The organism is Streptomyces sp. NPDC087906 (genome assembly GCF_055584925.1).
Genome location: NZ_JBVJLC010000002.1, coordinates 613,896 through 627,477, shown reverse-complemented (window position 1 = coordinate 627,477; position 13,582 = coordinate 613,896). Strand labels below are relative to the sequence as shown.

The window sequence follows — 13,582 nt, the reverse complement described above, 5'->3', positions numbered from 1 at the left end:
GCCTACGGCATGGAACCGGGGCGGATCTCAGCTACCGGGGCTCACCAGGAATTTAGGCCCGGGACCCACCCCTGCGGGACGTACACCCGAGAGAATTCCGCCGAGAGATTCGAAGTCCACGGTGGCGGCGACCAGCGGACGGGGATCCACGGCGCCGGAGGCGTACAGCCCGATGGTACGCGCCAGGCCCGCCGAAGCGCCGAGGATGCCCACGGCTGTGACGTCCTTCAGGACCAGCGCCCGGGTGTCGGCGGAACTGGGGGTCGAGGCGATCCCGATGCAGACCACCCGCCTGCCCGGTTCGACGCGTTCCACGGCGAGAGCGGGCAGCGCGGGTCCTGTGGAGGCGTCGATGACCCCGTCGAACGGCAGGTCGGGCAGCTCGGACTCGGTCCAGGCGCCGTGCACACCGAGGCCGCGCGCGAAGTCCAGCGACTCCCGGGTCAGGCCCATGACATGGACCTCCACCCCGGCGGCGAGCGCGAACAGGGCGGCGAGCAGCCCGATCGTGCCGGGGCCGAGCACCAGCAGCCGCTCACCCGGCGCGACGGCCGCCGCCTCGAAGGCGCGCAGCGCGTTGCCACCGGGCTCGACCAGGGCGCCCGCGACGGCGTCCACCGAGTCGGGCAGCGGATGCAGCGCGGTCACCGGTACGACGAGCTGCTCGGCCAACGCGCCGTGCCAGCCGCCCCGGATGCCGATCTCGTACCGGTCCTCGCACACATGGTGGCGGCCCGCCAGACAGCGCCGGCAGCCACCGCAGCCGAGCATGGTGTCGCCGGTCACCCGCCGGCCCAGCCAGCCGCGGTCGACTCCGTCGCCCACCGCGGAGACCGCGCCGCACCACTCGTGGCCCGGCCGGATCGGGTACCGGGAGTTGCCCTCGTCCATGTAACTCATCTCGCCGGTGAACAGCTCGCTGTCCGTACCGCAGACACCGGCCCGTTCCACATCGACGACGACCTGTCCCGCAGCCGCTGCCGGGGGCGCCACGTCACGCACCCCGCACCGGCGCGGACCTGTGATGACAAAGGCGCGCATGGCCAGATGTTAGTACGCGCCAGGAACATCCGTACGGGCGGAGCGCACTTCAAAAACACCGCCCCGACATGGCAAGTTGGCAGCCACGGACGACGGAGGAGTACGCCATGGCGCAGCAGCGCAGTTCCCAGTGGTACGCGGGCACCGACAGGAACTCCTACATCCACCGGGCCTGGATGCGCAGAGGACTGCCCGCCCACGCCTTCGACGGCAGGCCGCACATCGCCATCGCCAACACCGCGTCCGACCTCACCCCGTGCAACTCCCATCTCGACGAGGTCGCGCAGAGCGTCAAACAGGGCATCTGGGAAGCGGGCGGCGTCCCGCTCAACCTGCCGGTGGTCTCCCTCGGCGAGACGCTGGTACGGCCCACGGCGATGCTCTGGCGGAACATGGCGGCCATGGCGACGGAGGAGATGCTGCGCGCCAACCCCGTCGACGGCGTCGTACTGCTGGGCGGCTGCGACAAGACCATCCCGTCCCTGCTGATGGCGGCGGCCTCCGTGGACCTGCCCGCCGTCGTGGTGCCCGGCGGCCCGATGCTCACCGGCACCTTCCGCGGCAAGCCGCTGGGCTGCGGCACCGACGTGTGGAAACTCAGCGAGGAGGTGCGGGCGGGCACCCTCTCCGAGGAGGCGTTCCTGCGGTCCGAATCCTCGATGATCCGCAGCCGGGGGCACTGCAACACCATGGGAACGGCCTCCACCATGGCCGTCGTCGCCGAGGCGCTGGGTACGACGCTGCCGGGCGTGGCCGGGACGCCCGCCCCCGACAGCCGGCTGCTGGAGAGCGCCCACGCCACCGGCGTGCTCGCGGTCGAGATGGTCGCGGCGGAGCGCCGCCCCAGCACGCTGCTCACCCGGGGCTCCTTCCTCAACGCGATCGTCGCGCTCGCCGCCGTCGGCGGCTCCACCAACGCCGTGGTGCATCTGCTCGCCGTCGCCGGACGGCTCGGCATCGAACTGACCCTGGACGACTTCGACCGCACCGGCGCAGGGGTGCCGCTCCTCGTCGACCTCCAGCCGGCCGGACGCCATCTGATGGAGGACTTCCACCGCGCCGGCGGGCTGCTCGCCGTGCTCAACGAGGTACGCGACCTGCTCGACCCGGCCGCCCTCACCGTCACCGGCACCCCGCTGGTCGACCATCTCGACGGCGCGCGGATCTGGGACGAGACCGTCATCCGGGGCCGCGCCGACCCGCTGCTGCCCGACGCCGGCATCGCCGTGCTGCGCGGCAACCTCGCGCCGTCCGGCGCCGTCATCAAACCCGCCGCCGCCTCCCCCGAACTGCTGCGCCACCGGGGGAGGGCCGTCGTCTTCGACAGCGTCGAGGACATGCACGCCCGGATCGACGACCCGGACCTCGACGTGGACGCCTCGTCGGTGCTCGTGCTGCGCGGCTGCGGCCCCAAGGGCTACCCGGGCATGCCCGAGGTGGCGAACATGCCGCTGCCCACCAAACTGCTGGAGCGGGGCGTCAGGGACATGGTGCGGGTCTGCGACGGCCGGATGAGCGGCACGGCGTACGGGACGGTCGTCCTGCACACCGCGCCCGAGGCGGCGGCCGGCGGTCCGCTGGGCCTGGTCGAGAACGGCGACCCGGTCGTGCTGGACGTGGCCGCCCGCAGGATCGATCTGGACGTGCCAGCCGAGGAGTTGGCGCGCCGCCGCCCGTCGAAGGCCATGACGGCGGCGTTCGCCGCCCCCCGGCGCGGCTGGGAGCGCCTGTACGTCGAGCATGTGAACCAGGCGGACCGGGGCGTCGACCTGGACTTCCTGGTCGGCTCCAGCGGCCACGAGGTCTCCCGCGAGTCGCACTAGGCCCTCTCCGCTCCCTGGACCGGCGGGTGGGAGGTACGGCCGGATCCTCCACATGGCCGTCGCAGAAAGGATTCGGCGGTCCACGAACGGGCGACAGCGCGGCACGCACCGTTACGGACGGGGTGCGCCGCGGACAGCCTCGGAGGGAATCCACCCCACCGACCACAAGGATGACTCCTCATGCGTCTTCGCACCTCCGTCGCCGCCGCCCTCGGTGCCCTCGCGCTCGTCGTCACCATGCCGACCTCGGCCGGCGCCGCGACGGGCGAGTTCACCTTCGCGTACAGCCACCGCGGCCTGACCCACGAGACCAAGCTGATCGACCCCGGCAGCCGCGAGTGCATCAACCTGGACGAGGTCTCCGAGGAGGGCCACGCGCCCGCCCACTCCCCGCGCAACCGGACCGACGCCACCGCGACCGTCTTCACCGGACTCGACTGCGAGGGCGACCACTTCAGCCTGCGGCCGCACTTCGGACACGCCTCCGAGCGGCTGGTGTTCCGCTCCGTCGTCTTCAGCTAACCCCGGAGCCGACCTCGCTCCCGGCGCGAAAAGGAGGACAGCGGGCCGCTGCCCGCTGTCCTCCTTTGCCGTGGCCGTGCTCCGACGGCCGTCAGCTTTGCCGTGTCCGTGCTCCGACGGCCGTCAGCGCCGGGAGCGGCGTACCGTCAGCGCGACGATCACCGCGGCCGCCGCTATGTACGGAGCCGGATTGCGCCGGACCGCCTCGGCGAGTTGCGACGCCCGCTCGCTCCACTGGTCAGGAGCCTTGTCCTGGGCGCGCTGGAGCGTCTGGCTCGCCTTCTCCTGGAGCTGCGCCGTACGGTCCTGGAGCTGGATCTTCGTCTTGGCGGCCTGGTCGTCGATCCGCTCCTTGACCTCGGCCGCCTTCTCCTGGGCCTTCTCCTGCACCTCGGCGGCCTTCTCCTGCGCGCGCTCCTTCGTCTCCTGGGCGCGCCCCTTCACGTCGTTCTTGGCCGCCTCGGCCTTGGCCGCGACGCCCTCAGCGGTTCTGCCCAGCTCGTCACGGGTGCGTTCGGCCTGTTCCCGCAGCTCCTCGGCGGTGGGCTCGCCTTCGTTCGTGCTCCGCTCGTCCGTCATCGGTGTGACCTCTCCTGGGTGCGGCCGGCGCATGGTCGTGCCGGTACCTGGTGCGCTGTGCCTGCCTTGCCACCCGGGTAACCCGAAACGGCGGCACCAATCAGCGCCGGACGCACCCGCCGCCGACTCAGTCCGCGTAGACGCTCAGCGAGGAGAGCTGTCCGGCCGGCCAACCGGTGTTGGCGGTGAACTGAAGCCGCACATAACGGGTGGTGACGGCGGTGGGCAGGGTGATCGTGGCGGTGTTCCCCGAGGCCGGGTTGAAGGTACGGCCCGCGGCGCCCGAAAGCGTGGTGAACGTGGTGCCGTTGGTGGAGCCGAGCACGGCCACCGTCTGGGTGCGGGTCGCCCACGCCTGGTCCGGCGGCAGCGACAGCACGAGCCGCTTCACGGTGTACGCGCCGCCGAGGTCGACCTGGAGCCACTGCGGGAACGCGTTGTTGGCGCTCTCCCAGTACGTTCCCGCGTTGCCGTCCACGGCGTTGCCCGCCCCGTACGACTGGGTGGTGCTGCTGGCCGTCGCCGGGCGGCGCAGGGCCAGGTCGCCGGTCGGCTGCGTCGGTCCGCCGCCGCCCGGCAGCGGTACGGTCGGGCGCACCGCGGTGAGGGCGATCTGCCCCTTGAGCATGCGCCCGCCGTCGTTGGTGAGCCGCAGGTAGTAGTCGGACGAGCAGCGCGTGCCGTCCTCGTCGAGGGCCCAGATCCCGGACCCGGTCGGCACGTCGGCTGCGGTCTCCGCGGTCTTGGCGATCTGGTTGCCCTCGTTGTACTCGTCGAACATCGAGATGTAGAAGCCCTGCACACCGATCCGGACCAGGTTGTAGAACTGGCGCCACATCAACTCGCCGTGGGCGCGGGCCCTGCCTTGCAGATCGCCGGGGATGACGCAGGGCTGGTAGTCGATGCCGTGGGCGTTGCAGTCCAGTTGGTCGGGGCCGTTGTTGTCGCGGTAGAACTGGTCCGCCTGGTCGACGTTGCTGATCCGGCCCACCATCCAGGGCGAGATCATGTTGAACGCGTGGTAGACGTCGGAGAAGCCGGGGCGTGAGTCCTCGGTGCCGGTGCGCCAGTGGGTCGGCACCCCGCCGATCACGTAACAGCCCTGGTTCTTGAACCAGTTGACGACGTCCAGGCACGGCGCGGGCTCGAAGGGCCGGCCGGGGTCGCTGAAGCCGAAGCCCCAGATGCACACCACGGGCTTGCCGTTCTGCTTGGCGTACGCGCTCGACGCGGTGTGCGCCTTCATCTTCGACGTCCAGTCGTCCTTGATCTGCGACTGCATCGCGGTCCAGTCGGTGACGTCGTACATGATGTAGAACTTGCGGCCGTGCGCCTCGGCCGACTGGCGCACCTTCTGCGCCATCGCGTCCCGGGTGGGCCCCTCGGCGCCGAAGGGGTTGAACCGCTGGAGGGCGGCGGTGTCGCAGCCGTTCTCCTGCATCCAGCGGAAGTGCGTGTCCACCGTCTGCTGGTCCCACGACGAGAACAGCGTGGCGGGAGCGCCGCTGCCGAGGTTCCCGTAGGCCGTGGGGTACGACTTCGCGTACTCCTTCATCTCCGGCCAGGAGGCGATGGTGGTGTTCGAAGGGGACGGCGGCTGACCGGCGTTGGCGCTCCAGTGCCACCAACTGTCGATGGGCGCGCCGTCCCCCTTGCAGGCGAACCAGCCCTGGTAGCCCACGGTCACCTTGCCGACCACGTCGCCGGGCGGCGAAGCGGCGGCGACGGCGGGCGCGGCCGTCGCCGTGGTGGCGGCGGACCACCCGCCGACGGTGGCGGTGCCGGCGAGCGCGGACAGGATGACGGACCGTCTGGAAATGCTCACGGGTCCCTCGCAATCGGCTCAGGGCCCACACCGGACGGGGGCCATCCGAAGACAAGGTATGGACATGACAACGCACGGACAAGATGACTGCACGCAATTTCTTGACGTGTCCAGGAAAGAATCTATGCCAACTCCGCCATCACGGTGGCCGGATGGCAATCATTAGGCGTGGATCATGGTGAACACGCACCTTTGTCAACACGTAATCGCCCAGACCCTTGTTTGTGGCTGGATTCCGCCTACGCTCACGTCGGGCTGTCGCATCTCAGACGAGCGACACCGGTTGAAGGGCGTGCACCGCTATGCAGGGCACAGTGGATGGATTCACCTACGGCGCTGTCACCCCCGTGGTGGCCTTTCTCATGGCATGTCTCGGCTCGGCCCTCGGGCTGCGCTGCACCACCCGCTCGCTACGCCACGAGCGTTCCTGGAAGCCCGGCTGGCTGGCGCTCGGCGCGCTGTCCATCGGCTCCGGGATATGGACGATGCACTTCATCGCGATGATCGGATTCAGCGTCGAGGAGGCACCGATCAGCTACGACAAGCTGACCACCGTCGCCAGCCTCGCCGTGGCGATCGTGATGGTCGGCATCGGCGTCTTCATCGTGGGCTACCGCGGGGCCACGAAGGCGGCGCTGCTCTCCGCCGGTGTCATCACCGGACTGGGCGTCGCCGCCATGCACTACCTCGGAATGGCCGGAATGGAACTCCAGGGACACCTGGAGTACAACGTCACGACCGTCACCCTCTCGATCGTGATCGCCGTCGTCGCCGCGACCGCCGCACTCTGGGCGGCCGTGTCGGTCCACGGGTTTCTGGCCAGCCTGGGCGCGAGTCTGGTCATGGGCATCGCCGTGACCGGGATGCACTACGTCGGCATGCTGGCGATCAGCGTGCATCTTCAGGAGGACGTGGGCGCGGCGTCGGGATCGTCACCCACCTCGCTGCTCTTCCCGATGCTGCTCGGCCCGGCCGTCTTCCTCGTACTCGCCGGTGTCGTGGTGATGTTCGACCCGCTGCTGGTCCTGGGCGAAGGCGACTGGAACCAGCCCGCGCCCGCCAGGGGAGCGGCGGCCGGCGCCACGACGGCCGGTGCGCGGATCCCCGCGCAGTCCGGCCGTCAGAGCGGCATCAGTCCTTCAGAGCCCCCGAATTGGCCCCACTGACGAAGTAGCGCTGGAAGCAGAAGAACAGCGCGGCCACCGGCAGGGTGGACAGCAGGGCGGCAGCCAGTTTCAGCGGATACTGGGTGCCGCCCCCGAGGCCGCCGGAGACGAAGCGCGCGAGACCCGTGGTCAGCGTCTCGTACTGCCCCGACTGGGTGGCGATGAGGAAGTGCGTGAACTCGTTCCACGACCCCTGGAACGACAGGATGGTCAGCGTGATCAACGCGGGCCTCGCCATGGGCAGGACGACGGACCAGAAGATCCGTACCACCCCTGCCCCGTCCATCCGCGCGGCCTCCTCGACCTCCGGCGGCACCGACTCGAAGAACTGCTTCATGATGAAGATGCCCGCGGCGTCCACCAGCAGCGGCACCATCATGCCGGTGTACGTGTCGAACAGCCCGAAGACGTTCAGCACAAGGAACTTCGGGATCAGCAGCGCGACTCCCGGCACCGCCATCACGGCGATGACGAAGACGAACAGCACCTTGCGGCCCCGGAAGCGCAGCCGCGCCAGCGCGTAGCCGGCCATCGAGTCGAACAGCACCCGGCCGGCCGTGACCACCACGGCCACCAGCGCCGAGTTGGAGAGCCAGCGCAGGAACGGCACACCGTCCGCCGCACCGCCGAGGCCGAACAGCCGCTGGTAGGCCGCCGTGGTGGGCGTGGTGGGCAGCAGCGAGAGCGGATGCGCCGCCGCGTCCGGATCGGTCTTGAAACCGGTCACCAACTGGAGCGCGAACGGCAGCAGATACAGCAGCGCCACTCCCACCACCAGGGCGTAGCCCACCACCCGCAGCGGAATCGGGAACCGGTTGAGCACCGGCCGGCCCTGTGAACTCGGACTCATCGTGTCCTCCCGGTACGTGCGCCGCGCTCCCGCAGTACCCAGCGCTGGAGTCCGGTCAGAACGAGGATCAGGACGAGCAGCACGAACGCGATGGCCGCCCCCTGACCGAAGTCCGAATTGTCGAAGCCCGACGAGTACGACAGGAACGCCGGCGTCAGCGTGGTGTTGCCCGGCGCCCCCTGGCCCATCACGTACACCTGGTCGAAGACCTGCCAGGTCGAGATGAGCCCGAGCGTCAGCACCAGGAACAGCACGGGACGCAGCGCCGGGAGTGTCACGTACCGCAGCAACTGGCGGCGGTTGACGCCCTCGATGGCCGCCGCCTCCTCCAGCTCGCGCGGGACGTCCTGGAGCGCCGCGAGGAAGATCAGCATGAAGGTGCCGGACGTGGTCCACACCGCCAGCAGGATGATCGTGCACATCGCGACCGAGGGCCCGGACAGCCACTCGAACCAGGAGAGCCCCATGAACGAGTGGGACGCCAGCGCCCCCGAAGGGCGCTCAGGATCGACGATGCCCACCGAACCCAGGACCAGCGACAGCACACCGCGCGGGTCGGAGAACCAGTTGGGCCCCTTCACCCCCACCCACGACAGCATCTTGTTGACCGACCCGCTGCCCTGGAACATGAACAGGAAGACAGTGGCGACGGCGATCGAACTGGTCACCGAGGGAAAGAAGAACGTCGTGCGCAGCGCGCCGCGCCCGCGCAGCATCCGCTGGTTGACGATGATCGCGAGCGTGAGCGCGAGACCCGTCTGCAACGGCACCGTGAGCAGCACGTAGTACGCGTTGTTGCGCAGCGCCGTGGCGAACAGGGTCCGGTCCAGGCCGTCCTGGACGAACAGGGTCCGGTAGTTGTCGAGACCCACGAAGTCGGCGCTGCCGGTGAACGGGTTGGACTGGCCGTCCCAGCGCAGCAGGCTCACCCACAGCGCCATCAGGATGGGCAGCACGAGGAACAGACCGAGGACGACCACCATGGGGCTGACGAACAGCCAGCCCCACGGTCCGTCCCGGCGCACCGAGCGGGCCCTGCCCGCCGAGCGGATCGAACGTAGCGGCATCCGGGCTCAGTTGCCCTTCGCTATCGCCGCTTCGCCGTTGCGCTGCAGATCACCGAGGATCTTCTTCGGGTCCGTCGTGCGCAGCGACTGCAGTTCGGTGTTGAACTGGCTCAGCACCTTGTCGAACCCGGCGATCGTCACCGGGCCCTGCGCGTAGGCGCTGCCGTCCACCCACGCCTTGGCGGCCGGGTACTGCTGGGCGTACGTCTTCAGCGCGCTCGCACGCGACGGCATCACACCGAACGCCTTGGCGAAGGCGAGCTGCTGGTCGCCCGAGCTGAGGTACTTGACCAGGTCGACGCTTGCCGCGCGGTGCGCGCTGTCGGCCGCGACGCCCCAGCAGTTGCTGAACGCCAGGGTGCCCTTGCCCTTCGGGCCCGCGGGCAGTTGCAGCACCTTGTACTTCACGTCCGGGTAGTCGAGCTTCATGCCGCCGTCCAGCCAGTTGCCCTCGACGGTCATCGCGGCCTTGCCCTTGCCGAGCGCCTCGCCGCCCCAACTGGTGTCGACGTCCTTGGCGTACTTCATGGAACCGGACTTGAGCAGCGACTGGACGTAGCCGAGGCCCTCGGCGTTCTCCGGGGTGTCGGCCGTCATCTTCGTCTGCCCGGAGTCGGTGACCCAGCCGCCGGCCTGCTTCAGGAAGACCCCGAGCCGCTGGTACTCGTCACTGGTGACCAGGCCGGTGACGCCCTTGCCGGTGAGCTTGCCCGCGACGGTCTTGAGCTGCTCCCACGTCGTCGGGTAGTCCTTCTCCGTCAGCCCGGCCTTCGCCCACAGGTCGGTGTTGACGACGAGACCCAGCGTCGAGGTGTCCTTGGGCAGGCAGACCAGCTTGCCGTCGTAGCTGAAGGACTCGCGGAGCTGCGGCGAGAAGTCGTCGGCGTCCGGGATCTGCGCGCCGTACGGGTAGAGCGAGCCGCCCTTGGCGTAGTTGGCGAACTGGTCGGAGTTGACATAGAAGACGTCCGGCGGCTTGTTGCCGGCGAACGCCTGCCCGAGCTGCTGGTTCATGTCCTTGGCGGCCTCGACCGTGACCGTGTTGCCGGACTTCTTCGCGTAGGCGGCGGCTGCCGCCTTGACCGCGGCGGTCTCGGCGTCGCCCGAGGTGGCGATCAGCACCGACAGGTGCTGCGGACCGCTCTTCTCCTGGGACGGCTCCTTCCCACTGTCGAAGCCGGACGAGCAGCCGGTGGCTGCCAGCAGCGCCGCGCATGCGACGAAGGCGGCGGCAGCCGTGCGGGTGACCATGAATTCCTCCAGTAATGACGTGACGTACGGACTCGGTTGGACGGACTCAGGTGGCGGGGGGCGGGTACGGGGGTGTGCTGTCGCGGACGACGAGCGAGGGTTCGAGCAGGACGCGTTCGGGATCCCGGTGCGGCGACGCCATCCGCGCCAGCAGCAGCCGGACGCACTCGCGGCCGACCGCCTCGGTCGGCTGGGCGAGCGTGGACAGACCGGGCGAGATCAGCGCCGCGGTGGGGGAGTCGTCGAAGCCGACGAGCGCGACGTCCCTGCCCGGCACGGCGTTCCGCTCGCGCAGCGCGTGGTAGCAGCCCAGCGCCAGCATGTCGCTGGCCGCCACCACGGCCGTCGCACCGCCGTCGATCAGCGGTCCAGCGACGGCCTGCGCCGACGCTATGTCGTCCACGCTCTGCGCGCGCCTGCCGCGCACGGGAAGACCGTGCCGCCGCATGGCGCGCTGCCAGCCGTCGGCGCGGTCGTCACCGACACCGGACCCGCGCGGCCAGCCGAGGAAGGCGATACGGCGGTGGCCGAGGCCCACCAAATGCTCGACAGCGGCGTCCGTGCCCGAAGCGCCGTCGACATCGACCCAGTCGCCGACCTGGCGGCCCGACCACATCCGGCCGAAACCCACGAACGGCACGTCGCGCTTCTCCAGCCACGCCTGTCTGCGGTCGCCCCTGTCGGTGCCGCTCAGCACGAAACCGTCCACGCTGTGCTGGTCGATGAGTTCCTCGTAGCCGGCCAGGCCGCCGCCCTCGTCGTCGGCGGGCCAGGCGAACAGCAGGATCCGGTAGCCGGCGGCGTCGGCCGTCTGCGACAGCGCGTGCAGGAAGCGGTCCATGACCGGGGCGGAGAGACCGGGGGCCGGCCGTATCGCGTAACCGATCAGTTTGCTGGAGCGGGTACGCAGCGTCTGGGCGGCCCGGTGCGGCCGGTACCCCATCTCCTCGATGGTGCGCAGCACCCGCTCCAGCGTCTCGGGGCGCAGTAAGTCAGGCGAGTTGAGGGCGTTGGAGACGGTTTGCGGCGAGACGCCGGCCCGCTTCGCGACCATGGCGAGCGTCACCGGACCCGCCTTGGCAGGCGGGTTGCTGGCAGAGCGGGCCATAGTGGTCTCCGGAGCTGGTAGGAAGAGACAAGAACACGTAGCGAAAGCGAATCAGTTGGTTGGAGCGTTCCAAAAACCGTTGTCAACGCCCCGATGTCGTCGTTAGAGTTTTTGGAACGCTCCAATGACTGAGAGGTTCTGCTCTGTTGGACACCACTGTCAAGACCCACGACACAAAAGACTTCACCGACGGGGACGGTTCTCAGGTGGCAGGACTCCAGCCCTTCCTGCACGACGCCGTGGTGACGCTGTACGCGCCGAGCTTCGCGATATCGCGTCCCGACGGCCAACTCAGCGGCGGCGCCGACGGCTTCTACCACGCGGACAGCAGAGCGCTGGCCCGGCTGACCGTCGCGGCCGACGGCATCGCGCTCGCCCCGGTGAGCGGCGCCCTCGACGGAGCGGACAGCGCCACCTTCCGCGGTGTGCTGCGCGGCCTCGGCGAAGTCACCCCCGACCCCGCCGTCACCCTGCGCCGCACCAGGCAGGTCGCCCCGGGGCAGTTGACCGAGACCCTCGAACTCACCAACGCCGGCGGGCAGCACGTCCGGGTCGGGCTCGTCGTCACGGCGACGACCGACCTCGCCCCCATGGAGCGCGTCAAGACCGGCCGGCCCACCCCGCCCGTCGCCGCCACCGCCGCCGACGGCGGACTCGCCTGGGAGCAGGACGCGTTCGCCGTCCGCCTCACCAGCACGGCTGCGCCCGAGATCGACGCGCCGGCCGGCCGGCTGCGCTACGACGTCGAGCTGGCGCCCGGCGCCGTCTGGACAGCCGTACTGGACTGCTCGGCTGCGCACGACACCGGCGACCAGTTCCCCGCCCCCACCGCCGGCAGTGTGCCCTGGCGCACCCCCCGGCTGGCCAGCGCCGACCACCGCTTCGACCACTGGCTGAGCCAGTCCGCCGCCGACCTCGACCGGCTGCGCCTCACCGACCCCGAGGCCCCGGCCGACCAGTTCCTCGCCGCGGGCGCCCCCTGGTTCCTCACCCTCTTCGGCCGCGACGCGCTGTGGGCGGCCCGGATGCTGCTGCCGCTCGGCACCTCGCTCGCCGCCGGCACCCTGCGCACCCTCGCCCGCCGCCAGGGCGCCAGGTCCGACCGCGACACCCAGGAGCAGCCCGGCAAGATCCTGCACGAGGTGCGCAGGAGCGACCAGACGTTCCACGACTCCTTCGGCCTGCCCGCCTCGTACTACGGCACCGTCGACGCCACCCCGCTCTGGGTCACCCTGCTGCACGACGCCTGGCGCTGGGGCCTCGCGCCCGAAGAGGTCGAACAGCTCCTGCCGCACGCCGAGTCGGCCCTCGCCTGGATGCGGGACCATGCCGACGCCGACGGCGACGGCTTCCTCGAGTACATCGACGAGACCGGCCGCGGCCTCGCCAACCAGGGCTGGAAGGACTCGAGCGACGGCATCCGGTACCGCGACGGCCGCCTCGCGGCGCCGCCCATCGCGCTCTGCGAGGTCCAGGCGTACGCGTACGAGGCCGCCCGGGGCGGCGCCGCCCTGCTGCGCGCCTTCGGCAGGCCGGGCGCCGACCGCTGGGAGGAGTGGGCCGACCGGCTGCGCGAGCGCTTCCGCGCCCACTTCTGGGTGGAGGACGAGCACGGCCGCTACCCGGCCGTCGCGCTCGACCGGGACAAGCGCCCCGTCGACTCGGTCACCTCCGGCTTCGGCCATCTGCTGGGCACCGGCCTGCTCGACCGGGACGAGAGCGCCCTGCTCGCCGCCCGGATCAGCGCGCCCGACCTGGACTCGGGACACGGCCTGCGCACCCTCAGCAGCGCGTCGGTCGGCTACAACCCGTACGGCTACCACATCGGGTCCATCTGGCCGCACGACACGGCCATCGCCGTCCACGGCCTGGTCAGGGCCGGCTTCGCCGACGAGGCTGCGCCGCTGGCCGCCGGGCTGCTGACCGCCTCCGCGGCCTTCGACGCCCGGCTGCCCGAGCTGTTCGCCGGACACGGCGCTGCGAACGCCGCACGCCCCGCGCCCTATCCGGCGTCCTGCCGCCCCCAGGCGTGGGCCGCCGCCTCGTCCGTGCTGGTCCTCCAATCGGTGCTCGGACTCTCGGCGGACGTGCCGGGCTCCACCCTCACCCTGGCGCCCTCCTTCACCGAGGCGTACCGGCCGCTCACGGTCACGGGCCTCGACCTGGCGGGCCACCGGCTGGACATCAGCGTCAGCTCCGACGGCGCCGCCGAGGTGACGGGTCTTCCGGCGGGCACGACGCTGATCAGGGGCTGAGCCATGGCGGCGGTGGTTTTCGGCGGGGGCGCTCCGGGGCATACGGAACTGCGATCTTGCCGACGTGTTCCGGCCCCGGGGCGGTGGCCGGAACC

General features: G+C 70.6%; 11 protein-coding genes. 4 read left to right on the top strand and 7 right to left on the bottom strand.

Translation table 11 applies throughout. The annotated features are described in order from the left end of the window. Positions 1-27: 27 nt before the first annotated feature. Positions 28-1,041 carry a zinc-dependent alcohol dehydrogenase gene (locus tag ACZ63I_RS08130; protein WP_469336521.1) on the bottom strand — a complete coding sequence of 338 codons (1,014 nt, stop codon included), beginning with the start codon at positions 1,039-1,041 and terminating at the stop codon, positions 28-30. 107 nt (positions 1,042-1,148) lie between these two features. On the opposite strand from ACZ63I_RS08130, the gene ACZ63I_RS08125 reads away from it, so the two are divergent. Beyond that, a complete protein-coding gene (locus ACZ63I_RS08125; protein WP_469336519.1) occupies positions 1,149-2,864 on the top strand; it encodes an IlvD/Edd family dehydratase in 1,716 nt (571 codons plus the stop codon). A gap of 180 nt (positions 2,865-3,044) precedes the next feature. Next, positions 3,045-3,386 carry a hypothetical protein gene (locus tag ACZ63I_RS08120; protein ID WP_469336517.1) on the top strand — a complete coding sequence of 114 codons (342 nt, stop codon included), beginning with the start codon at positions 3,045-3,047 and terminating at the stop codon, positions 3,384-3,386. Between the two features lie 123 nt (positions 3,387-3,509). On the opposite strand, the gene ACZ63I_RS08115 is transcribed toward ACZ63I_RS08120, so the two are convergent. Beyond that, the gene (locus ACZ63I_RS08115) at positions 3,510-3,965 is read right to left on the bottom strand and encodes a hypothetical protein (protein ID WP_469336515.1); all 456 of its coding nucleotides are present in this window, start codon (positions 3,963-3,965) and stop codon (positions 3,510-3,512) included. Positions 3,966-4,092: 127 nt separating this feature from the next. Next, entirely contained in the window at positions 4,093-5,790 is a 1,698-nt protein-coding gene (locus ACZ63I_RS08110; RefSeq protein ID WP_469336514.1) for a glycoside hydrolase family 99 protein, read from the bottom strand. A gap of 302 nt (positions 5,791-6,092) precedes the next feature. On the opposite strand from ACZ63I_RS08110, the gene ACZ63I_RS08105 reads away from it, so the two are divergent. Continuing rightward, a complete protein-coding gene (locus tag ACZ63I_RS08105; protein WP_469336512.1) occupies positions 6,093-6,956 on the top strand; it encodes an MHYT domain-containing protein in 864 nt (287 codons plus the stop codon). Here the strand turns inward: ACZ63I_RS08105 and ACZ63I_RS08100 are convergent. From ACZ63I_RS08100 to ACZ63I_RS08085, 4 genes are read right to left on the bottom strand one after another with little or no spacing between them, the layout of a single operon-like run. Continuing rightward, entirely contained in the window at positions 6,922-7,806 is an 885-nt protein-coding gene (locus ACZ63I_RS08100; RefSeq protein WP_469336510.1) for a carbohydrate ABC transporter permease, read from the bottom strand. The genes ACZ63I_RS08105 and ACZ63I_RS08100 overlap by 35 nt on opposite strands. Then, positions 7,803-8,873: a carbohydrate ABC transporter permease gene (locus ACZ63I_RS08095; protein ID WP_469336509.1), complete on the bottom strand. Its 1,071-nt coding sequence runs from the start codon at positions 8,871-8,873 to the stop codon at positions 7,803-7,805. Before ACZ63I_RS08095 ends, ACZ63I_RS08100 begins: the two co-directional genes overlap by 4 nt. 6 nt (positions 8,874-8,879) lie before the next feature. Then, positions 8,880-10,124, bottom strand: coding sequence for a sugar ABC transporter substrate-binding protein (locus tag ACZ63I_RS08090; protein WP_469336507.1), 1,245 nt, complete (start codon positions 10,122-10,124; stop codon positions 8,880-8,882). A 46-nt stretch (positions 10,125-10,170) separates the two neighbouring features. Continuing rightward, entirely contained in the window at positions 10,171-11,232 is a 1,062-nt protein-coding gene (locus ACZ63I_RS08085; protein ID WP_469336505.1) for a LacI family DNA-binding transcriptional regulator, read from the bottom strand. A 146-nt stretch (positions 11,233-11,378) separates the two neighbouring features. On the opposite strand from ACZ63I_RS08085, the gene ACZ63I_RS08080 reads away from it, so the two are divergent. Further along, on the top strand, positions 11,379-13,487 hold the full coding sequence (locus ACZ63I_RS08080) for an amylo-alpha-1,6-glucosidase (protein WP_469336503.1): 2,109 nt from the start codon (positions 11,379-11,381) through the stop codon (positions 13,485-13,487). Positions 13,488-13,582: the final 95 nt, after the last annotated feature.